We start from the raw sequence: 21,947 nt of genomic DNA, 5'->3' as shown, positions 1-21,947 counted from the left end.
ATGGGTCGCATACGCGCTATAGTGTTCACTGTGTCGTTCAGGAGGCGATAGATGCTAGAGGCAATGGGAAGTGAAGCTTTCAGTCTGGCCATGGCCAAGCCGAGCGAGCTACCCACCATCGAAGATTTCCTGCCTCCTGAGATTCTCTTCCAGGGAACGCCCTTCGCCATGAACAGAATCATCCTGATCAGGTTCGTGGCCATGGTCATTATCCTTCTGGTGCTGGGAATCACTGCCGCCAGGGCTAAGCTGATCCCCTCCCGCTGGCAGGGGGCTATTGAATGGGTCATTGAGTTCGTCCGCGACTCAGTCGTCTACGACACCCTGGGCGAGATTCGGGGCAAGCGTTACGTGCCCATGATTACGACCATCTTCCTGACTATCCTGGTCTTCAACCTCTGCGGCATCGTGCCGGGCATGAACATTGCGGCAACAGCGACCATCACCATGCCTTTGGTATTCGCCATCTGGACTTTCTGCCAGTACATGGTGACGGGATTCCGGGAGCAGGGCGTCTGGGGCTATTTCAAATCGGAGCTCTTCCCGGCTGGAGTGCCCTGGCCTCTCTATATCATTCTGACACCCATCCAGCTGCTGGAGATGGTCATTGTCAAGCCGGCCTCCCTGACCATTCGACTCTTTGCCAACATGATCGCCGGCCATCTGCTGGTGGCTGTCAGCCTGGCTTTCACCCAGTTCTACATCATCGAGGCCAGCAACAAGCTCCTGGCCCTGGCTGGCGTGGGCTGGTTTGTTCTGGGCTTCGCCCTGACGGCCTTCGAAATTTTTGTGGCGGCCCTTCAGGCCTATATCTTCGCCATCCTGACCACGGTCTACATCTCCATGAGTTACCCTGAGGAAGGTTGAGCGAAAGAGAAAAGCCGCGGTCGGCGCTTAAGGCGGTCGCAGCCCACATATTCGTCGGTTCCGACCGGTAGACGGGGGTCGGGGCTGAACCACAATCCAAGAACCGGCAACGGTGGAGGAAAGGAAAATAAATGGACATCATCACACTTGCTGAGGTCTCCGGCAATCTGAGCATCCTGGGATACGGCATCGCAGCTCTCGGCCCCGCATTGGGTCTGGGTATCGCTGTCGGCAAGACCGTCGAGAGCATGGCTCGCCAGCCTGAGATCAGCGGGCAGCTGCGCACCACCATGTTCATTGGCTTGGCTCTGATCGAGGTGCTGGCCCTGCTGGGCTTCGTGGCGCTCTTCATCGCCTGAGCCGTGCGATTCTTGCATGATCCGGCTTCGATAAGGGAAAGGAGGAGCCAATGTACGCTCTAGCGGCAGGCAAGGGGATTCAGCTATTCATCCCCCAGGTTTATGACATTGTGTGGTCGCTGGTCATCCTGGTCATCCTGGCCGTCTTCTTCTACAAGTTCTTCATGCCCAAGTTCCAGGCCATCTTCGATGAGCGCTCGTCCAAGATTGAGGGCAACATCCAGAAGGCCGCCAAGGCTCGTGAAGAGGCGGATCAGGCCCGCAAGCAGTATCAGGATCAGCTGAGCAAGGCTCGTGTGGAAGCTTCCCAGATTCGGGATGATGCCCGCGCTGAAGCCTCCAGGATCGTGGCTGATGCCAGGACCCGGGCAGAGACTGAGGCCAACCAGATCACCGAGAACGCCCAGAGATCCCTCAAGTCCCAGCAGCAGCAGGCTCTGGTCTCGCTTAAGGGCGAGGTGGGCACGCTGGCTACGGCTCTTGCAGGCAAAATCCTGGGCTCGCAGCTTCAGGATGATGCCGTGCAGTCCTCCATGATCGACTCGATCATCGCGGACCAGGGCGAACAATCCTCGGACAAGCGGCAGGCATGATGACTGATTGGCGGACCACGGGTACGTTGATTCTGCGAAAGGGGAGGTGACATGCGAGGAGAGACTTCACTGAGCTCCGACAAGGAGACGAGGGCCAAGTATGCCCCTTTGCTGAAAAGCAAGGGGAAGAATGCCCTCCGCGTAGCCATGGAGCTCTATACTTTCGTGACCCTGCTCGATGCCAATAGGCCCCTGGAGCGTGCGCTGACCGACCCCTCCCGTCCAGCTGAGGACAAGTGGCAGGTGATCGACACCATCCTGGCTGATAAGGCTGATCCGCTGACCGTGGATATCCTCCATGATCTGACTGATCATCAGTGGAGCCGTGTGGTGCACATCGCCAACGCGGCCGAGGACATGTCGGTGGATGCTACCACCTATTACACCGATGCTCTGGGCATCACCAACCAGGTGGCCGGTGAGCTAGCTGAGATTCATTCAGCCCTGCTAGGCATGCCGCTGGTGCTTTTCCGGCTCTCTGACGAGTACAGCGATTCCAAGGCGCGAGCCGACCTGCTCAGGGCGCTCCTGGATGGGCAGCATATGCATCCGGTCACCAAGCAGATGGCACTGAACTCCACCATCGATCTGCGCGGGCGGCGCTTCCCTGACACCATCGTTTGGTTGGTGGACCGCTTCTCCGAGCACATGGACCAGATCATGGTCACCGTTACTACGGCGGTCTCCATGAAGGACGAGCAGGTCAGCCGCCTACAGGAGGTCTACGGGCGCAAGCTGGGTAAGCCGGTCCACATCAACTCGGTGGTTGACCCTTCGGTCATAGGTGGCATGAAGGTCCAGTATGGCTCGGTCTCCACCGATGGCACGGTGGCCACCCAGCTGAAGCACCTGAAGCGGCGAATGACAGTAGCAGGATGAGCAGGGGACCAACAGACTTGAACAAGAACAGAAATAAGGAGTGATCATGGCAGAAATGACCATTGATCCCGCCGTGGTGCGCAAGGCGCTCGACCAGTTTGTCGAGTCCTACAAGCCGACGGATACCCCCACCCAGGAGGTGGGCTATGTCCGGACGGCTGGTGACGGCATTGCGCATGTGGAGGGACTGCCTGGTTGCATGGCCAACGAGCTGCTGACCTTCGAGGACGGCACGTTGGGTCTGGCCTTCAACCTGGACGCCCGAGAGATCGGCGTGGTCATCCTGGGCGACTTCGCAGGTGTCGAAGAAGGCCAGGAAGTCCACAGGACCGGCGAAGTGCTTTCAGTGCCCGTCGGCGACGGCTATCTGGGGCGTACGGTCAACCCCTTGGGTGAGCCCATTGACGGCCTAGGCGAAATCAAAAGTGAGGGCCGCAGAATTCTGGAGGCTCAGGCCCCCGATGTCATGCACCGGCATCCCGTTGACGAGCCCTTGGCCACCGGCATCAAGGCCATCGACGCCATGACACCTATCGGGCGCGGTCAGCGTCAGTTGATCATCGGCGACCGGCAGACCGGCAAGACGGCCATCGCCATCGACACCATTATCAACCAGAAGCGCAACTGGGAGTCCGGAGACCCCAAGAAGCAGGTGCGGTGCATTTATGTGGCTATTGGCCAGAAGGGCACCACTATTGCCTCGGTCCGTTCCTCCCTGGAAGAGGCCGGCGCCATGGAGTACACCACCATCGTGGCCTCCCCGGCTTCCGATTCTGCAGGTTTCAAGTACATAGCCCCCTACACCGGTTCGGCCATCGGCCAGCATTGGATGTACGGCGGCAAGCACGTCCTGATCGTCTTCGACGACCTGAGCAAGCAGGCCGAGGCTTATCGGTCCATCTCCCTGCTTCTGCGTCGTCCGCCGGGGCGCGAGGCTTACCCTGGCGACGTCTTCTACCTGCATTCGCGTCTGCTGGAGCGCTGCGCGAAGCTCTCCGATGACCTGGGCGGCGGATCCATGACCGGTCTGCCGATCATCGAGACCAAGGCCAACGACGTCTCGGCCTACATTCCGACCAACGTGATCTCCATCACCGACGGCCAGATCTTCCTGCAGTCCGATCTGTTCAATGCCAACCAGCGTCCCGCTGTGGACGTGGGCATCTCCGTTTCCCGCGTGGGCGGCGCTGCACAGACCAAGGCTCTGAAGAAGGTCTCCTCGACTCTGAAGATTTCTCTGGCCCAGTACCGCTCCCTGCAGTCCTTCGCTATGTTCGCCTCCGATCTGGATGCGGCCTCCAAGGCCCAGTTGACCCGTGGCGCCAGACTGACTGAGCTGCTCAAGCAGCCTCAGTTCACGCCCTACTCCATGGAGAAGCAGGTCGTTTCCGTCTGGGTCGGCACCCATGGCAAGCTGGATAATCTGGACCTGGAGGACGTCCTGCCCTTCGAGTCCGGGCTCCTGGACTACTTGGACCACAACACTGACATCCTCAAGACCATCCGCGACACGGAGGACTTCACTGACGATACAGAAAAGGCTCTTGACAAGGCCGTGGACGAGTTCGCCAAGACCTTCGTGACCCACAAGGGTCAGACCCTGGACGGCCACAAAGCCGATCAGGATCAGGAGCAACCGGTGGACGTCCAGCAGGAGAAGCTGGTGGCCGACGGCAAGAGCGGCAGCAAGGCTGGGAAGCGGTAGACCATGGCCTCACAACTCGCATTCAAGTCAAGGATCGCCTCCACTTCGGCATTGGAGAAGATCTTCAATGCCCAGGAGATGATAGCCTCCTCGCATATTGCCAAGGCCAGGACCGTGGCCATGGAAGCGAAGCCTTACTCCGATGCGATCTTTGATGCAGTCCAGGCCCTGGTGGCCCACACGGACGACATCCGCCACCCCATTGTCAGGAAGGACGAGAAGAACCCACGTGTTGCTGTGCTGGCGTTGACGGCCGACCGTGGCATGGCCGGGGCCTATACCTCCTCGGTCATCCGTGAGACGGAGTCTCTACTGGCTCGCCTGGATCAGCAGAGCCGACAGCCTCAGCTCTTCGTCTACGGTCGTCGCGGTGTCTCTTACTACCGCTACCGCAACCGCAGCATCGTCAAGACCTGGGAGGGCAACAGCGATCGGCCCGGTGTGGATGTGGCCAGGGAGATCTCCCAGGCACTGCTGGAAACCTACATGACTCCAGCGGCCAAGGGGGGCGTCTCCGAGCTCTACATCGTCTTCACTGAATTCATCAATATGGTGGTGCAAAAGGTTCGGGTGCTGCGCATGCTGCCTCTTGAGCTGATCAGGCCTGACCAGGAGCAGCCTGAGGAGGCCATCGATGCCCCTGTGCCGGACGACGAGCATGGACATCAGGGCGACGACCGCTATGCGGCCCTCTACGACTTTGAGCCCAGCCCCCAGGAGGTGCTGGATGCCGTTCTGCCCAAGTACATTCAGTCGCGCATCCATGAATGCCTGCTCACTTCGGCTGCCTCGGAGACCGCCAGCAGGCAGAACGCCATGCACACCGCCACTGATAACGCCAAGGGGCTGATCGACGACCTGACCCGCAAGCTGAATGCTACCCGTCAGGCGGCCATCACGCAGGAACTTACCGAGATCGTCGGCAGCGCCGATGCGCTCAACAAAGAGGAAGAGTAGGAACGCCAATGGTTGCACAGCAAGAACAGCCGACCACAGCGAGCCACAAGCCGGATTCGGCCTCCAAGGGGCGCGTCACCCGAGTCCAGGGTTCGGTCATCGATGTGGAGTTCCCGGCAGGCCATCTGCCGGACATCTACAATGCCCTGACCGTGGACCTGAGCAAGTCCTCGAACACCGAGGGCGAGTCGCTGACCACCATCATGCTGGAGGTGGAGCAGCACTTGGGCGATTCCACGGTCCGTACCGTGGCTCTGAAGCCCACCGACGGTCTGGTTCGCGGTGCCACTGTCACCGATACGGGTGGGCCCATCATGGTGCCCGTGGGTGACGTGACCAAGGGGCACGTCTTCGATGTGGCCGGCAATATCCTCAACAAGAAGGAGGGTGAACAGATCAAGGTCACCGAGCGGTGGCCAATCCATCGCAACCCGCCTGCCTTCGATCAGCTGGAGTCCAAGACCCAGATGTTCGAAACCGGCATCAAGGTCATCGACCTGCTGACCCCCTACGTGGAGGGTGGCAAGATCGGCTTGTTCGGTGGCGCAGGCGTGGGCAAGACCGTGCTCATCCAGGAGATGATCCAGCGCGTGGCGCAGAACCACGGCGGTGTCTCCGTCTTCGCGGGCGTGGGCGAGCGCACCCGTGAGGGCAACGATCTGATCGGTGAGATGGACGAAGCCGGCGTGCTGGAGAAGACCGCACTGGTCTTCGGCCAGATGGACGAGCCTCCGGGGACCCGACTGCGTGTCCCTCTGACCGCCCTGACCATGTCGGAGTACTTCCGCGACGTGGAGAACCAGGATGTGTTGCTCTTCATCGACAATATCTTCCGGTTCACCCAGGCCGGCTCCGAGGTCTCCACCCTGCTGGGCCGCATGCCCTCGGCCGTGGGCTACCAGCCCAATCTGGCCGACGAGATGGGCGCCCTGCAGGAGAGGATCACCTCCACCAGGGGCCACTCCATCACCTCCCTGCAGGCCATCTACGTGCCGGCCGATGATTACACCGACCCTGCTCCTGCGACCACCTTCGCCCACCTGGATGCAACCACTGAGCTCAGCCGTGACATCGCCTCCCAGGGCATCTACCCGGCTGTGGACCCGCTGGCTTCCACCTCCAGGATTTTGGACCCGCGCTATGTTGGACAGGCCCACTACGACTGCGCCAACCGGGTCAAGGCCATCTTGCAGAGAAATAAGGAGCTCCAGGACATCATCGCTCTGATCGGCATCGATGAGCTGGGCGAGGAAGACAAGACCACCGTTAATCGCGCCCGCAAGATTGAGCAGTTCCTGGGCCAGAACTTCTACGTGGCCGAAAAGTTCACCGGTCGCAAGGGTTCCTACGTGCCTGCGGACGAGACCATCGAGGCCTTCACTCGGATCTGCGACGGCGCCTACGACGACGTGCCCGAGCAGGCATTCTCCGGCATCGGCGGCATCGACGACCTTGAACACAAGTGGCACGATATGCAGAAGGAATACCGGTAGTCATGGCAGACACGGGCAAGGCTTCCATGCAGGTCAACATCGTCTCGGCGGACAGGCCCATCTGGTCGGGCCAGGCACGGTCGGTCACCGTGCCTGGCACCCAGGGGTCCATGGGCATCATGCCCGACCACGAGCCGGTGCTGGCCCTGCTGCAGGAGGGCAATATCCGGGTTCAGGCCACCGATGGCGGACGTCAGTCCTTCCATGTGGACAGCGGATTCGCCTCCTTCGACAGCAACAAGCTGACTGTGGCCGTGGACCACTACCTGGAGGACGTTGATCAGGGACAGCAGTCCTGACCTCCTTCCTCTTCCGCCCGGCTGGTGCACTTGCATCGGCCGGGCTTTTTCTTCTTTGCCACGGAACAGCGACTGATATATTGGCACCTGTGCGAATCATTGTTGCCGACTGCTCCGCCGAATACTCCGGGCGTCTCAATGCCAGCCTGCCGCCGGCCAGGCGCGTCCTGCTGATCAAGGCCGACATGAGCTGTCTGATCTTTTCGGAACTTGGCTCATACAAGCCTCTGAACTGGATGTGCGCTCCCTGCACCATCAGGGAGATCGAGCCCGAGGATGCGAACCAGGACGGCGCGGGCGTCAAGGCTGATTCCGTGGCTGGAACCGGGCCGGATGAGGTAGCTGAAGCTGCCGCGCCCGATGCGCTGATCGCCCAGGAGCAGGATCAGGACCAGACTCGGCCCGTCCGTAAGGTTCTGCGTGTTTCGGCCGTCAAATCCAGCGATGTGCTCACCATCAGGCTCTACCAGGTCTATGCTGACGACAGTTACGACCTGGGGGTGGATCCGGGATTGGTCAAGGACGGTGTGGAAGCGCATCTGCAGCGCTATCTGGCCGAACAGATCGACCGCATCGGCCCGGGGGCAACTCTGGTGCGCAGGGAGTATCCCACGCCCATCGGTCCGGTGGACATCATGGCCGTGGACGGCCAGGGACGGCATGTGGCCATCGAGATCAAGCGGCATGGGGGTATCGACGGGGTGGAACAGCTGACCCGCTATTGTCGCCTGCTCAACCGCGACCCCCTGCTGGCTCCTGTCCGCGGGATCTTCGCGGCCCAGACCATCACCCCACAAGCCAGAGTTCTTGCTGAGGACAGGGGATTCGAGTGCCTGATCCTGGACTACGAGGCCATGAAAGGCGCCGATAGCGACGAACTGACCCTCTTCTAAGGCAGTTTTCGGTCTTAAATGACATGTGTGTAAGATAGCTCACATATATTCTCTCTTAGATCCACAAGACTTGAAAGGCTACTAGATATTGGGGTTGATGGCCTGACACGCCACTACAGGTGGTATTGTGCTCGCGCCAAGGAGTGTGTAGAGTGCAATCATCAGGTTCCAAGTAGAGGGCTATAGAGCTTGGAACATCACGGCTACATGTAAGGGAGAGGCGATCATGTCCATCACGGTCTACACCAAGGCGCACTGTCCCCAGTGTGATGCCACCAAGCGTCAGCTGACCAAGCAGGGGCTGGAGTTCGAGCAGGTGGATTTGACCGAGGATCAGACCTTGATCGACCAGTTCATCGCCCAGGGATTCAAGCAGACCCCCATTGTAGTCACTGACCAGGAGACGTGGAGCGGGTATCGCCCCGATCTGATCAGGAAGGTAGCACAGAGCACCAAGGTCTTTGCCTGATCAAAGTACTCGGAGCCCGGTTCACGAATATGTGGACCGGGCTTTTTTCATAGCTTGGTGAGTAGCAGGGTTGATGAAAAACACAGTGTGCGCCTACTTGGTTAGTAGATGCTTGGTAGGCAGGTAATTGACTGATTATTGTTCTGCAATTGCTCAATGGGTCGGCCACGTTTGATTCGGCACTGCTTGGTTGATAGGTATTGCAATGACGGAGAGATCATCTGTGGTTTGTGCAGTGTACCTGCCAGTTGCAGGATGCACGATCTGCAGGTGTCGTCGGCCTTTGTCATCTGGTGGCCCTCTCATCAGTGCCACTCGGTTGCAGGATGATTGCGAATCGTCGTCCAGGTTCCTGTGAGAGCTGATGATAACGCGGTATCCGGTATTCGTATATCGAAAAGCAGAGGAAAGCGGTTCACGCTCTCTAGGATTGTGCACTATATGCCGCAGGTGGCGTGAAGCGGGCGAAAAGCAGTGAAGAGGAGAAGATGAACAGGACTCAAGCAACTAGGGGGGTGAGGGCATGAATTGGACTTTCATGGCGCAGAATCTGCACTTCTTCGTCAATGCAGCCTATGTAACGGTCTTCATCTCCGTCTTCGGCGTGGTGTTTTCCATGCTGATCGGGCTGGTCTGCGCCGGGCTGGAGGTCTTCAGGATCCCTCTGCTCTCGCAGGTGGCCAGGATATACATCGAGCTGTCAAGAAACACCCCGCTCCTGGTTCAGCTCTACTTTCTGTATTTCGGGCTGCCCAAGCTTGGGGTCAATTGGAGCGCCCAGACCTGCGCCATCGTCGGGTTGGCCTTCTTGGGCGGCTCCTACATGGCCGAGGCCATGCGTGGTGGACTGGAGGCGGTGCCTCGGGTGCAGACCGAGTCAGCCCGCGTTCTGGGATTCACGCCTGGCCAGAGCCTGACTAGGATTGTGCTGCCCCAGGCCCTGAGCAGCGCCATACCGGGTGTGGTGGCCAACATCATCTTCCTGATTAAGGAGTCATCTGTGGTCTCGGCCATCGCTCTGGCCGACGTCATGTATGTCACCAAGGATCTGATGGGAACGTCCTATGACACCTACGAGTCGCTGACTCTGCTCATCGTCACCTATCTGGTCATCTTGCTGCCCATCTCGGTCATCGGAACCGTTCTTGAGCGGAGGTTCGACTATGCACGGCGTTGAGGTGCTCTTCCTGCCAGGGGTCATGCCCAGGCTCTTCCAGGGGCTCTGGGTGACTGTCTGGATAGCCGGCGTCTCGGTCCTGCTCTCTCTGCCCTTGGGGTTGGTGGTCGGATGGCTGATGACCCTGCGCAACCCCCTGATTCGCTTCCTGATGAGGATCTACCTGGACTTCATCCGCATCATGCCACAGCTGGCCCTGCTCTTCATCGCCTTCTATGGGCTGTCCAGGGCATGGAACCTGAATCTGGATGCCACGGGCGCCTGCCTGCTGGTCTTTGTGCTTTGGGGCGGGGCCGAGCTGGGCGACCTGGTCCGCGGCGCTTTGGAGTCCATACCTCGCACCCAGGTAGAGTCGGCCTATGTCCTGGGACTGGGGTCCTGGCAGACCTTCTCCAGAATCATACTTCCACAGGCCCTGCGCCGACTGCTGCCTGCCAGCGTCAACCTGGCTACCAGGATCGTCAAGACCACCTCCTTGGCCGCCCTGCTGGGCGTCATCGAGGTCATCAAGGTCGGTCAGCAGATCATCGACGCCAACCGTTTCGCCTATCCTCAGGCGACTCTGTGGATCTACGGGGTGATCTTTTTTATGTATTTCTTCATCTGCTGGCCCCTGTCCCTGGTGGCCCGGCATCTGGAAAAGAGGTGGGCTCATGACTGAGGGGCAAACGACGGCGAACCAGCCACAGGATGATCAGGAGGAACGGGCGGTGCTGACCGTCGAGCATCTGGTCAAGCAGTATCCACAGGCTCAGAGCCCTGTGCTCAATGACATCTCCTTCCAGGTGCCCAAGGGCAAGGTCTTTGTGGTCCTGGGCCCCTCGGGCTCTGGCAAGTCTACCCTGTTGAGGACCATAGCCGGACTGGAGCCCATACAGGGCGGCCGCATCCTTCTGGATGGTCAAGTGGTGGAGACCGGGCATCCCCTGGGCAAGCACAGCGGAGGTCCTGGCGGCCTTATGTCGGGCAACCGCAGCTCCGACCTACGCACCAGGATCGGCATGGTCTTCCAGAGCTACGACCTCTTCCCCAACAGGACTGTGCTGGATAACGTGACCTTGGCACCCGTCCTGGTTCAGAAGCGCAAGCGGGACCAGGCACGTCAGGAGGCTCTGGAGCTGCTGGACCGGGTAGGTCTGGCCGACCGCCGGGATGCCTGGCCCAGCCAGCTCTCGGGCGGCCAGCGGCAAAGGGTGGCCATCTGCCGGGCGCTCATTCTCCATCCCGAAATCATGCTATTCGACGAGGTGACAGCGGCTCTGGACCCTGAAATGGTCCGCGAGGTCCTTCAGGTCATTCTGGAGCTGGCCGACCAAGGACTGACCATGATGATCGTCACCCACGAGATGGCCTTCGCCAGGGGCATCGCCGACCACATTGTCCTTTTGGATGGAGGCTCACTGGTTGAGCAGTCCGACGATCCGGAAGCCTTCTTCACTCACCCGGCAACCGACCGGGCGCAACGCTTCCTGTCCACCTTCACCTATGAGCGCAGGCGGGACCAGGACCAGGATCAGGATCAGGAGTCCCGATGAGGACTTCGCATATTCGTCCGGCGGTATTCGCCGGAACCGCCTCCAGGGGCGGTCATAGGAAAGATAAGAGGAAAAGAGGGATCATGACCGCAAGGGTAGTGAACCGATTAATACGGGCGACGCTGGCCACGGGGGCGACGATCGCGATGATGGCTTCCATGGCGGCCTGCGGCCCTTCGGCGGCCACCCCCAGTGACGCTGGAAGCGGCTCGGCAAGCAGCTCCGGCTCTTCGGCAGCATCCGGGTCTGCACGCACCCCGGAGCAGATCACCAAGTCCGGAAAGCTCAAGGTGGCGGTCTTCACCGATAAGGCCCCCTTCGGCTACGTGGACAAGGACGGCAAGAACCAGGGTTACGATGTGGTCTTGGCCGAGCGCCTGGCCAAGGATCTGGGCGTCAAGCCCGAATACACCTCAGTGGACCCGGCTGCCCGTGTGGATGTGCTGTCCAGCAACAAGGTGGACGTGGTCCTCGCCAACTTCACCGTCACCGATGATCGCGCTCGCAAGGTGGACTTCGCCAAGCCTTATATGAAGGTCTTCCTGGGCGTGGTCTCCCCGGATTCGGCGCCGATCAAAGATGTCAAGGAGTTGAACGGCAAGACTCTGATCATCGCCAAGGGGACCACGGCTGAGCCCTACTTCGAGCAGCACTACCCGGAAGTCAAGCTGCAGAAGTACGACCAGTACGCCGATGCCTACAACGCCCTGCTGGACCACCGTGGCGATGCCATGAGCACGGACAACACCGAGGTGCTGGCCTGGGCCAAGGCCAACAAGGGCTTCTCGGTGGGTATCACCAAGCTTGGGGATGAGGCTGTCATCGCCCCGGCTGTGCGGAAGGGAAACAAGCCTTTGCTGGACTACATCAACAAAGAGCTTGTCAAGCTTGGCCAGGAGCGGTTCTTCCATGAGGACTATCGCAAGACCCTGGAGCCGGTCTACGGCAGCGCAGCCAACCCCGACGAGATTGTGGTCGAGGGCGGCAAGGACTGACCTGGCCGTCTGGCTTATGGCAGGGCCCGCACCCATCCAGTCGCATTCGGATGGGTGCGGGCCCCTGTCTGTATGGGTTGTGGGATTGCCGGATCAGTAGGCGGCCAGGATGTCGACCACGAAGATCAGGGTCGAATTGGCCGGGATCTTCTGCTGTTGCTGGCTGCCATAGCCCAGGTCGGGCGGAATGACCAGAAGAACCTGAGAGCCTACCGTCTGGCCCGCCAGACCCTGCTGCCAGCCTTTGACCACCTGGTCCAGGCTGAAGTCGCTGGCCTGTCCCCGGTCCCAGGAGGAGTCGAACTGCTTGCCGTCGGAGGCCAGCCAACCGGTGTAGTTAGCGCTGACGCTCTGATGTTGACCGACCTTGGCCCCCTTGCCCTTGATCAGGGGCTGGACGACCAATCCTCCCTTTGGTTTGTATCCGTTGAGATCTAGGGAGGGCTTGCCCTTGTCGTCCAGGCTGATCTTGGGCAGGTCGCTGGGCAGGTCGGTCACCTTCTGACCCTGGGCGCGGGTCAGGTTCTTGGAGCGGGAGACGAAGGTTAGAGCCATGATATAGGAGTCAGCCGCCTGACCGCCGCTGCCTGAGCTTGACTCATCGATGCCTACGGCCACGGTGGAGTTGACCTTGAGGCCCTTGAAGGTGTCATAGTATGCCGGGATGGATTTCTTGCTGATGACGATGGAGCACTCCGGACTGCTCTTGTCCCAGGTGGAATTGAGCACCTTGCCGGTCTTGGCATCCAGGGCCAGGCTCCTTGTGCATACACGATCCCCGTCGCGGATGACCTCGCCGTTGCCCTCCTGGATGACCTGATGGGTCTGGTTCTCGACCTTGAAGGGGGTCTTGAAGCTGATGTCGGGCTTGCTGCCAAGTTTGCCGCTGGCTGATACGCCCTGCATGGTGTCGCCTGAGTGTCCGCCCCCGTCAGATTTCCCACTGCAGGCTGACAGTCCAAGACATAGAGCCAAAGCGGTCATGGCGCCCAGCAGACGCCTGCTGCCTGATTTTCTTGCGATGATGGTCATAAAAGACCAGTTTAGGGCTTATGGGTGATTTCCCGGTGGCGGAAACCATCTCATAGGGTGCCGACGGTAGAATGTCGATAATATGGAGCAAGTACCCGAAGAAAAAGACGAGATGACACGGCCTGACAAGCCCTCGCGTCACAGCATGATCATGCGCGGCATCGTCACCCCTATCTTCGGACTGCTGGCTGTAACGGCCATTGTGCTGGGTATTCTCAACGCCACGGTCTGGAAGCCCTCGGCTCATGTGGATGCGCATGCGCGCACGAAGGCAGCCTATGTGGTGACCGATCCAGGCGTGCTTCCCCTGGTGGACAGCAAAGTGACCATGCGAGTGGATGCGGCGCCGACTGGAACCTCTGGGTCCGTAGCGTCCAAGTCACAGAAGCCTACCGTCTGTATGGCCCTGACTACGGCCAAGGATGCCGCTGGCTGGACGGCTGGACATGATGTGGCCCGTGTGCGCGGCCTGGATGATTGGCAGACCCTGTCCGTCAGCAGGGACACCAGTCCCGGCAAGGCTGTCAAAAGCGAACAAGGCGTGGCCTTTCAGGATTCGGACATGTGGAAACAGGTCACCTGCTCCGACAACGACGTGTCCATGTCCCTGAAGACCGACGATCCGCAGGCAGTTCTGCTGGTGACAGTTCCCCAGGGTTCCCGTTCCCTTGGACTGGAAATGCTCTGGCAGCGGGACAAGCTGCCCAACTTCGCCATGCCTTTCTACTTTGCCGGCGGGCTTCTGGCCCTGCTGGCCGTTCTTTCGGCAACAGTCTTTGCCATGGATCCGGTCAAGCGCCGCAAGCAGACCGAACCTGAACAAGAGGCTGAAGAGACTCCCGAGGTCAGTGTGGTCCAGGCCCTGGGCAGCGCCATTCTGCCTGGTCTGGGGAATCGGCATAGCTCGGCTTCAGGCCGGCGCCTGCGTCACGCCCGCGGACAGGCGCGGCAGGGGGATCCAGGACCCCCGCCCAGGCCGCCCGTGGTGATTGATCCGCACAATCGGAACCTGGTCGCTGACCAACAGGAGGATGGCGACAGCCGTACCGTCAGCGGCGATCGGGGAGCCGATGATATGTCGTCTACCAGGGTCATCAGCAGCCAAGAGATGGCCTCCTACCTGGCTAGGCTTGCCCACGAGGGGGAGGAGGAGCGCCAATGAGTATGAACAAACCGATGAACAGGGTAGGGGTTGCAGCGGCGCTGGCCTTGTCCCTGGCCCTCTTGCCAGGTCTGTCTGCTTGTGAGGGGCAGGTTCCCCAGGCCAGCCGGACCGAGCCTCAGAGCACTGCAACCACTGCTCCCGCGCCCAACCTGACCCCGGCCCAGGAGGCCCGTATTCGCAAGAGCATCGGGGCTGTTCTGGACCAGGCCAACGAGGCCAAGGACCCGGCCGGGCTGGACCAGCGAGTCAGCGGTCCCCAGCTGGAGATTCGCACCAGCGAGCTGACCATAGCCAAGGCCACCGGGCAGCTGGATCCAAAGACGACCATCCCTACCACCATCGCCCAGACGGTCATTCCCGGCGATCCGGGTTGGCCGCGCTCAGTATTCTCGATTACCACCACCACGCAGGATCAGCAGTCCAAGCGCCTCTTGGTTCTGGACCAGGAGTCCGCCCATGAGAACTATAAGCTCTGGGGTGTGGCACGGCTCTTCCAAGGAGCCCAGCTGCCCAAGTTTCCGGTAGCCACCATCGGTGCCAGGATGGGGCAGGGCGACGATCAGGGTCTCAAGGCTACGCCGGTGGAGGCCGTGCGCCGCTATGCCGACCTCCTGCAGAACCCCCAGGGCAGCAAATATGCCAAGGAGTTCGCCCAGGATGACTTCCGCAACTCTCTGGGCACGCTGACTCAGGTGGTTCAACAGGGAATCGAAGCCAACAAGGGCAGCCAGTCGCAGACCTTCACCCCGGCACAGGGGCAGCTGCGGGTCATGCACTCTTCCGATGGGGGGGACTTGGTCGTGGCCCGGATTGATTCGGTCTGGACCAGGCAGGCGGGTGAGGGCCGCGAGTCCTCGCCCGCCTCGGATGCCGAGAAGGCCCTCTTTGGACAGGGCAAGCCCACCAGCACTATGAGAGTCACCTATGTCAACGTGATTGCCCTCTACGTGCCCTCCGCGGACTCGCACGAGCCCATCAGGGCCGTGGGTGCCGAGCGCGAGCCCATCAAGGTAGAAGCGGTCTGAACGGCGGGATTGCGCTGGGTGAACGCCCGGGTCTTGGACTAGATTGGCTTCCAGGAGTTTGCATTCGAAGGCGGACCGAAGCTGCAGTCAGCGTCCGCCAGGTTAAGGAGGACTGACATGGCGAACAAGAACGGTCAGGGGCAGCCGGGTGTCTCGCTGGCAGGAGCAGTCGACCTGGGCGCGCTCAAGCACCAGGTTGATGCCGAGCCAGGCCAGCAGGGAGGCGCACCCGCTGCCGGCGGCTACGTAATTGATACCACCGAGGCCAGTTTCCAGGCCATGGTTCAAACCTCAACCACCTTCCCCATTCTGATTCTGCTCTGGGTACCCACCGATGACCGCCTCTTCCCCCTGGCAACACGTCTGGCCCAGGCTGTCAACGCCCAGGAGGGGCGCATTCAGCTCTCCCGTATCGACATCGCGACCAATCCGCAGATCGCCCAGACCTTCCAGGTGCAGGATGCCCCGGCCCTCTTTGCCCTGCTGGCCGGCAGACCCATGCCCATCCTGCGAGGACTGCCCACCGATGAGGAGATGAACCAGATCACCGATCAGCTTATTCCACAGGTGGTGCAGATGGCGCAGAAGGCCGGCATCACCGGCAGCGCCCCCTACCAGGAGACCAACGACCAGGAGCAGGACGAGCAGGTTGGACAGGCAGCGGCTGATGCCATCCCTCCTGCTCATCAGGAGGCCCACCGACTGGCCCAGGAGGGCGACTATGCAGCTGCAGCCGAGGCCTACGGCAAGCTGGTTCAGGCAGACTCGACCGACGACCTGGCCAAGCGCGAACAGGCCAAGTGCCTGCTGATGGCCCGGTCGGCCCAGGCCGATGTCCGTAAGGTCCGTCAGGCGGCTGCCAATGCTCCTGACGACCTGCAGGCCCAGTTGGATGTGGCCGATGTGGACATGATCGGCGGCCAGATCCAGGATGCTTTCGATCGCCTGCTGGACTTTCTGGCCGGGCACCGGGATCAGACCGATCCCATCCGCCGCCGTCTGCTGGAGTACTTCGTTATTCCTGAACCGACTGATCCCCGGCTGGCCAAGGCCCGTCGCCGTTTGTCCACGCTGATGTACTGAACAGGTCCTGGGTTAGGACTCGCGGTTCCCGTCGAAGTTGGTCAGGAAGCGCGGTCCGCTGGCCTTCAACTCTCGGTCGAAGTCAGTCGCCCAGTTGCCATAGGGGTGGTCAGCCAGCCCGTCATTGGAGAACCGCGGATCGTCGGTGATCTCCGTGGCGCAGAAGTCGGGAATGGTCAGGTCGGTCACCGGGCCGGTCCGCTCCACCTCTGCCACCACCAATGGGGAGTTGCCGTCTCCGAAGACATCCAGGTTCCACCAGTCCTCGTCCAGCCAGACCCCATACCGGTTCTTGACGATCGGAATCCCGCCGCGCAGGATCAGTTCCAGGGCGATTCCCGGATCGATGGCCCGTTCTGCCTCGTAGCGGGTGCCTCCTACGGAGGGCCCCTTGGCCGTTATTGAGGCAGCGTCGAAGTGGTCGCCTTCCTCAAGCAGAGTGTGGAGGGCATCGGTCCGGGCCGTCATGGGTACCACTGGATCCACCTGGCCCTGCAGACGCACACGAAGGGCAAAGTTATCCTCATGCACGTAGTAGCTCTGCACGATCAGGGTCGGTCGGCTCTCCCTGAGCAGCTCCCGAGGAAGGTTCCGGCAGAAGAATCTGCGTTCGAACTCGAAATCGTCCTCGTCCTCATCCATGGCCATGCTTCCCATGGTACGGTAGGCCGGTTGCGGCCACCATTTGCTGTCCACAGCCCGTTTCATGGTCCAGGTATGTGAAGGCCGCTTGTGATGGCCGGGTGAAGGAACTACAGTGGAGATTATCCCGAGAGAAGATCATCCGGGAATGTTGGCGGCTTCGCGCCACCGCATGAGGATGCAATGGCGCAACCGGGGCGGTGGCACGAGGCCTTGCCATCACGATACCTATGAAACGCCCGGAATCTTGCGGCAACACGCCGAGAGCGGCTGGAGCCGGACCGACACGTTAGGACGCGCATGGGTGCGAAAATGCGCAAAGTGTCCTAGTATGGTCTCTGTTGTCCACTGGAAGGTGGCTGTCGGGTTCGTAGCTCAGCGGATAGAGCGTCTGTCTCCGGAACAGAAGGTCGAGGGTTCGAATCCCTTCGAGCCCACCAAGATGAAATCCCTGCGGCAAGGAAGAGCGTGGGGGGTTTCTTTATACGATTCCCGTCTGTCATCGTGCACAGGATCATGATTATGGCACTCGCTGGATGAAACAAGCGCACGCTATGCGTCACGATATGTGTGGTGAATCACTAAGCTTTTGAGGAACATGGCCCTTGGCCCGCTCGTGTCTTCCTTCTCAGGTGCCATAGTGAGAGGGTAAGACCGAACGTCGGGGAGGACTGACGTTTCCGCGTTGTGGCGGAGCATCTTTTCCCCGGTGAAGCAAAGGAGTTCACATGGCCAATCGAATCAATGCAGGGGATGCTGTCCTTCACGTCCTGGAGCAGTGGGGGGTGCCGCGCATCTATGGCCTGCCCGGCGGTTCCTTCGACTCTATGATGAACGCCATCCACAACGAGCGTGAGCACATCGACTTCATCCAGGTCCGTCATGAGGAGGCCGGAGCCCTGGCTGCCGCCGGCGAGGCCAAACTGACTGGCCGGATTGGTGTCTGCTTCGGTTCGTCCGGTCCCGGTGCGGTCCACCTGCTCAACGGCCTCTACGATGCCCGTGAGGACGGCGTGCCGGTTCTGGCCCTGGTGGGTGAGGTGCCCCAGGCTTTTATGAACATGGACTTCTTCCAGGCCATGGACGAGGTGCCTATCTTTACCGATGTTGCCGTATTCGCCCGGGCTGCCACCAACGCCCAGGGGCTGCCGGCCCTGGTGGACGAGGCCATCCGCCGCGCCTATGCCAGCCACGGGGTCTCCGTGGTCATCATTCCCAAGGATCTGGCCTGGGCCGAGATCGACGACCGCCCGGTGGCATCTGCGCCTAACTTCCGCAAACCGGAGCCGCTGAAACCTGCGGCCGACCAGGTCAGCAAGGCAGTCGAGATCATCCAGTCCGCCAAGGCGCCGCTGCTCTACTTCGGCCAGGGCGCTGCCGGGGCCCGCGATGAACTGGTCGCCATGTCCGAGCGTTTCAAGATGCCCATGGTTTCCACATTCCCGGCCAAGGGGATCGTAGAGGACACCTATCCTGCCTACCTGCAGTCGGCCGGCCGTGTGGCCACCAAGACCGCCACGGAGGCCATCTACACTTCGGATCTGACGGTCTGGGTAGGTTCGGACAACCCCTTCGGGTCCATGTTCGTCACTCCCAACACCAAGGTCATCCAGATCGACCTGAACCCGGTCAAGCTGGGCAAGCGCTTCCAGGCCAACGTGGTCCTGGCCATCCAGGCCGATGCCCGCGAGGCCCTCAAGGCAATAACCGCCGCCGGCCAGGACCAAGAGGAGTCCGTCTTCTACAGGGCCTGCCTGCGCAGCAAAGAGAACTGGGACCAGTGGCTGGCCTCATTTAACGAGGACACCCGCACGCCCCTGAGGCCCGAGCCTGTCTTCCACATCATCGATCAGCAGCTTGAGGACAATGACATTGTCATCCCCGACGTGGGCAATGTGGACATCGACTTCCTGCGTCTGCTGCACCTGAAGCCCACCAACCGCTGGACCGTCTCCGGCAAGCACGCCACCATGGGCTATGCCGTGCCGGCCGCCTTGGCTGCCAAGCTGGAGCATCCGGAATCGACCGTCTATTCCCTGAGCGGTGACGGCGGATTCGCCATGCTCGGCGAGGAGGTGCTGGCCCAGCTCAAGTACCATGCCCCGGTCATCAACGTGGTCTTCTCCAACCAATCCTTGGGCTACATCGAGGCCGAGCAGCGCGATGACAGCCATCAGCCTCTGAGCGGGGTGGACCTGCCCGACACCGACTGGGCCAAGGTCGGCGAGGGAATGGGTGCCTTGGGCTTCACTGTGCGCACGGTGGCCGATGCGCGCCACGCCTTCTCCGAGGCTCGCAAAGCCGACAGGTCTTCGGTCATCGACATCAAGCTGACAGGAGCCAGCCCTCTGGATACCCGCTACATGCGGTTCCCGGAGACCTGCTCGGATCCGGACCAGGTCGAGAAATTCGTCAAGACCTACGAGGCCGGCGATTTGCGCTCACTGGCCTACTGGATGGGTCAGGAAGCTCGCAAGGGCTGAGACTGATGGCGCTTCTGCCGGGTGGGCACTCCTATAGTGGACGGTGTCCGCCCGGGGCTTCGGCCCGACATGGGTGCGGCGGACCTGAAGAAAGGACGGACTCATGGAAGATGGACCGGAAGAGATCGGCACGCCATATGCACCCCAGGCCTTGGGAGCCTACAGTCAGGCTGTGAAGGCCGGGGGTTTTGTCTTTGTCTCCGGACAGTTGGGCATCGACCCGGACACCGGCGAGCTGGTGGAGGGTACTGCAGCCGACCAGGCCACCCAGGCCCTGAAGAATGTCAAGAACATCCTGGATGCAGCCGGCAGTGGTATGGAAAAGGTGGTCAAGGCCACCATCCTTATGCGGCGGGTGGAGGATTTTACCCAGGTGGATCAGGCCTACTCCCAGGTTTTCATCGGCTCGGTGCGGCCGGCCCGAGTGGCTTTCGGCGGCGCGGACATCCCCAAGGGGGCCCTGGTCGAGATCGAGGTTGTGGCTCTGGCCTGAGACAGGTCGGCTGCTGGTCCCCGCCGTCGCTAGACTTGAGGGCATGAGTCCTGAAGCACTTGCCCGTATCATCTCTTCGACCGCCGTCCAGATGGCCCAGTCGGGCCGGCTGGGAAACCTGGAGCCCGGCATGGTCCCTGATGCCGACCATCTGGCGGTTATGCGCCCCAAGGACCGCTCCCACGGGGACTGGTCCACCAACATCGCCATGCAGCTGGCCAAGAAGGCCGGAATGAGGCCTGCCGAACTGGGTCAGGCCCTGGCCGAGGCCCTGCGGAAGGTTGACGGGATCGCCCATGTGGACGTGGCAGGTCCTGGTTTCATCAACATCGCCCTGGATTCGGCTTCGGCGGCTGCTGTGGTTGATGCTGTCTTGCAGGCGGGATCCGCCTATGGGAGCAACGATCACCTGAGCGGGCGCACACTCAATCTGGAATTCGTCTCGGCCAACCCCACGGGCCCCATCCATATCGGCGGCACACGATGGGCGGCTGTGGGCGACTCCATGGCCCGCGTCCTGGAGGCCAACGGCGCCAAGGTGGTCAGGGAGTACTACTTCAACGATCACGGCACGCAGATTGACCGCTTCTCCCGCTCGCTGGTAGCTGCGGCCCATGGCGAGCCTGTGCCCGCTGACGGCTACAAGGGCTCCTACATTGATGAGATCGCCTCGCGGGTAGTCAAGGAAGCAGCTGACCAGGGGCAGGACATCCTGGCCATGCCCAGGTTGCGCGACGAGGACGGCGCCGAGGGTGACAGCCCGCAGCGCGAGGCCTTCCGCACCCGGGCCGTGCCTATGATGTTCGCCGAGATCCAGCAGTCCATGCGTGACTTCCGAGTCAACTTCGATGTCTGGTTCCATGAAAACAGCCTGTATGAGTCCGGCCAGGTGGACCGGGCCATTGACGAGCTGCGGGCCAAGGGCGACATCTTCGAGAAGGACGGGGCTACCTGGTTCCGTTCCACCACCTACGGCGACGACAAGGACCGGGTGATCATCAAGTCCGACGGTCACGCAGCATACGTGGCGGCCGACATCGCTTACTACCTGAACAAGCGCCGCCGTGCCAAGGATCCCTGCGACGAGGCCATCTACATGCTGGGCGCCGACCACCATGGCTACATCGGCCGGATGATGGCCATCTGCGCGGCCTTCGGGGACACCCCAGGCGTGAACATGCAAATCCTGATTGGCCAGATGGTCAACGTCATCAAGGACGGCCAGGCCGTGCGCATGAGCAAGCGGGCCGGCAACGTGGTCACCATCGACGATCTGGTGGATGCCGTGGGCGTGGATGCCGCACGGTATTCCCTGGCCCGCACTGACTACAACCAGAGCGTGGACATCGACCTGGACCTGCTGGCCTCGCACACCAACGACAACCCCGTCTACTACGTGCAGTACGCGCACGCCCGCTCCAGGAATGTGGATCGGAACGCAGCCCAGGCGGGCATCGACCGGTCCGGGGCCGACCTGTCTCTGTTGGACACCGCCGCCGACAACGATGTTCTGGGCGTCCTGTCCCTCTATCCCAATGTGATTCAGACTGCAGGCGACCAGAAGGCCCCCCACCGGGTGGCCCACTACTTGGAGCAGCTGGCTGGGGTTTATCACCGCTGGTACAACCAGGAGCGCGTGGTGCCCATGGAGCCTACTGGCCGGGCGGATCTGGACACTGACGAGGACAGGAATCCACAGCCGGCTCGTGCAGCGGCGCGTCTGCGGCTCAATGACGCTGTGCAGCAGGTCATCGCCAATGGTCTGGAGCTGCTGGGCGTCCAGGCCCCGGACCGTATGTAAGC

At 61.1% G+C, this 21,947-nt stretch carries 22 protein-coding genes and 1 tRNA gene; 21 read left to right on the top strand and 2 right to left on the bottom strand.

Features of this window, described 5'->3' with window-relative positions; genetic code table 11:
- The first annotated feature begins 51 nt into the window (after window positions 1-51).
- From atpB to DKK74_RS07360, 14 genes are all read left to right on the top strand, one after another.
- Window positions 52-867, top strand: a complete 816-nt coding sequence (atpB, locus tag DKK74_RS07425; RefSeq protein WP_110413470.1) for a F0F1 ATP synthase subunit A — start codon at window positions 52-54, stop codon at window positions 865-867.
- 131 nt (window positions 868-998) lie between these two features.
- Window positions 999-1,226 carry an ATP synthase F0 subunit C gene (gene atpE, locus DKK74_RS07420; RefSeq protein ID WP_015022486.1) on the top strand — a complete coding sequence of 76 codons (228 nt, stop codon included), beginning with the start codon at window positions 999-1,001 and terminating at the stop codon, window positions 1,224-1,226.
- A 50-nt stretch (window positions 1,227-1,276) separates the two neighbouring features.
- On the top strand, window positions 1,277-1,819 hold the full coding sequence (locus tag DKK74_RS07415) for a F0F1 ATP synthase subunit B (protein ID WP_110413469.1): 543 nt from the start codon (window positions 1,277-1,279) through the stop codon (window positions 1,817-1,819).
- 51 nt (window positions 1,820-1,870) lie between these two features.
- Window positions 1,871-2,698 (top strand): F0F1 ATP synthase subunit delta, encoded by an 828-nt coding sequence (locus DKK74_RS07410; protein ID WP_110413468.1) that lies wholly within the window; start codon window positions 1,871-1,873, stop codon window positions 2,696-2,698.
- Window positions 2,699-2,744: 46 nt separating this feature from the next.
- Complete coding sequence (gene atpA / locus DKK74_RS07405; RefSeq protein ID WP_110413467.1) at window positions 2,745-4,403, top strand: F0F1 ATP synthase subunit alpha; 1,659 nt, start codon at window positions 2,745-2,747, stop codon at window positions 4,401-4,403.
- 3 nt (window positions 4,404-4,406) lie between these two features.
- Window positions 4,407-5,360, top strand: a complete 954-nt coding sequence (locus DKK74_RS07400; RefSeq protein WP_110413466.1) for a F0F1 ATP synthase subunit gamma — start codon at window positions 4,407-4,409, stop codon at window positions 5,358-5,360.
- An 8-nt stretch (window positions 5,361-5,368) separates the two neighbouring features.
- Window positions 5,369-6,853: a F0F1 ATP synthase subunit beta gene (atpD, locus tag DKK74_RS07395; RefSeq protein ID WP_110413465.1), complete on the top strand. Its 1,485-nt coding sequence runs from the start codon at window positions 5,369-5,371 to the stop codon at window positions 6,851-6,853.
- A 2-nt stretch (window positions 6,854-6,855) separates the two neighbouring features.
- Complete coding sequence (locus tag DKK74_RS07390) at window positions 6,856-7,152, top strand: F0F1 ATP synthase subunit epsilon (protein ID WP_110413464.1); 297 nt, start codon at window positions 6,856-6,858, stop codon at window positions 7,150-7,152.
- An 89-nt stretch (window positions 7,153-7,241) separates the two neighbouring features.
- Window positions 7,242-8,045 (top strand): endonuclease NucS, encoded by an 804-nt coding sequence (gene nucS / locus DKK74_RS07385; RefSeq protein ID WP_110413463.1) that lies wholly within the window; start codon window positions 7,242-7,244, stop codon window positions 8,043-8,045.
- Between the two features lie 226 nt (window positions 8,046-8,271).
- Window positions 8,272-8,514, top strand: coding sequence for a glutaredoxin-like protein NrdH (nrdH, locus tag DKK74_RS07380; protein WP_110413462.1), 243 nt, complete (start codon window positions 8,272-8,274; stop codon window positions 8,512-8,514).
- A 523-nt stretch (window positions 8,515-9,037) separates the two neighbouring features.
- Window positions 9,038-9,691 (top strand): amino acid ABC transporter permease, encoded by a 654-nt coding sequence (locus DKK74_RS07375; protein WP_110413461.1) that lies wholly within the window; start codon window positions 9,038-9,040, stop codon window positions 9,689-9,691.
- The gene (locus DKK74_RS07370; protein WP_110413460.1) at window positions 9,678-10,352 is read left to right on the top strand and encodes an amino acid ABC transporter permease; all 675 of its coding nucleotides are present in this window, start codon (window positions 9,678-9,680) and stop codon (window positions 10,350-10,352) included. The genes DKK74_RS07375 and DKK74_RS07370 overlap by 14 nt, the downstream gene beginning before the upstream one ends.
- The gene (locus DKK74_RS07365) at window positions 10,345-11,226 is read left to right on the top strand and encodes an amino acid ABC transporter ATP-binding protein (RefSeq protein WP_110413459.1); all 882 of its coding nucleotides are present in this window, start codon (window positions 10,345-10,347) and stop codon (window positions 11,224-11,226) included. The genes DKK74_RS07370 and DKK74_RS07365 overlap by 8 nt, the downstream gene beginning before the upstream one ends.
- A gap of 83 nt (window positions 11,227-11,309) precedes the next feature.
- The gene (locus tag DKK74_RS07360) at window positions 11,310-12,221 is read left to right on the top strand and encodes a cysteine ABC transporter substrate-binding protein (protein WP_110413458.1); all 912 of its coding nucleotides are present in this window, start codon (window positions 11,310-11,312) and stop codon (window positions 12,219-12,221) included.
- Between the two features lie 93 nt (window positions 12,222-12,314).
- Here the strand turns inward: DKK74_RS07360 and DKK74_RS07355 are convergent, their stop codons facing one another.
- On the bottom strand, window positions 12,315-13,253 hold the full coding sequence (locus DKK74_RS07355) for an FKBP-type peptidyl-prolyl cis-trans isomerase (protein WP_181414957.1): 939 nt from the start codon (window positions 13,251-13,253) through the stop codon (window positions 12,315-12,317).
- Window positions 13,254-13,365: 112 nt separating this feature from the next.
- Here DKK74_RS07355 and DKK74_RS07350 point away from each other — a divergent pair, with 112 nt between their 5' ends.
- From DKK74_RS07350 to DKK74_RS07340, 3 genes are all read left to right on the top strand, one after another.
- Complete coding sequence (locus DKK74_RS07350) at window positions 13,366-14,415, top strand: hypothetical protein (protein WP_110413457.1); 1,050 nt, start codon at window positions 13,366-13,368, stop codon at window positions 14,413-14,415.
- Between the two features lie 2 nt (window positions 14,416-14,417).
- Window positions 14,418-15,443 (top strand): hypothetical protein, encoded by a 1,026-nt coding sequence (locus tag DKK74_RS07345; protein WP_110413456.1) that lies wholly within the window; start codon window positions 14,418-14,420, stop codon window positions 15,441-15,443.
- 117 nt (window positions 15,444-15,560) lie between these two features.
- A complete protein-coding gene (locus tag DKK74_RS07340) occupies window positions 15,561-16,526 on the top strand; it encodes a co-chaperone YbbN (RefSeq protein ID WP_110413455.1) in 966 nt (321 codons plus the stop codon).
- 12 nt (window positions 16,527-16,538) lie between these two features.
- Here the strand turns inward: DKK74_RS07340 and DKK74_RS07335 are convergent, their stop codons facing one another.
- Window positions 16,539-17,168: a hypothetical protein gene (locus DKK74_RS07335; RefSeq protein WP_110413674.1), complete on the bottom strand. Its 630-nt coding sequence runs from the start codon at window positions 17,166-17,168 to the stop codon at window positions 16,539-16,541.
- Between the two features lie 364 nt (window positions 17,169-17,532).
- Here DKK74_RS07335 and DKK74_RS07330 point away from each other — a divergent pair.
- From DKK74_RS07330 to argS, 4 genes are all read left to right on the top strand, one after another.
- Window positions 17,533-17,608: transfer RNA gene (locus DKK74_RS07330), tRNA-Arg, on the top strand.
- Window positions 17,609-17,896: 288 nt separating this feature from the next.
- Window positions 17,897-19,651, top strand: coding sequence for a pyruvate oxidase (gene spxB, locus DKK74_RS07325; RefSeq protein ID WP_110413454.1), 1,755 nt, complete (start codon window positions 17,897-17,899; stop codon window positions 19,649-19,651).
- 103 nt (window positions 19,652-19,754) lie between these two features.
- The gene (locus DKK74_RS07320; RefSeq protein ID WP_015022467.1) at window positions 19,755-20,144 is read left to right on the top strand and encodes a Rid family detoxifying hydrolase; all 390 of its coding nucleotides are present in this window, start codon (window positions 19,755-19,757) and stop codon (window positions 20,142-20,144) included.
- 43 nt (window positions 20,145-20,187) lie between these two features.
- Window positions 20,188-21,945, top strand: coding sequence for an arginine--tRNA ligase (gene argS, locus DKK74_RS07315; RefSeq protein WP_110413673.1), 1,758 nt, complete (start codon window positions 20,188-20,190; stop codon window positions 21,943-21,945).
- The last annotated feature ends 2 nt before the right edge of the window (window positions 21,946-21,947 follow it).

The organism is Bifidobacterium asteroides, assembly GCF_003202755.1.
Taxonomy (GTDB): Bacteria; Actinomycetota; Actinomycetes; order Actinomycetales; family Bifidobacteriaceae; genus Bombiscardovia; species Bombiscardovia asteroides_F.
The sequence above is the reverse complement of the archived record's forward strand: the minus strand, read 5'-3'. Positions and strand labels throughout refer to the sequence as shown.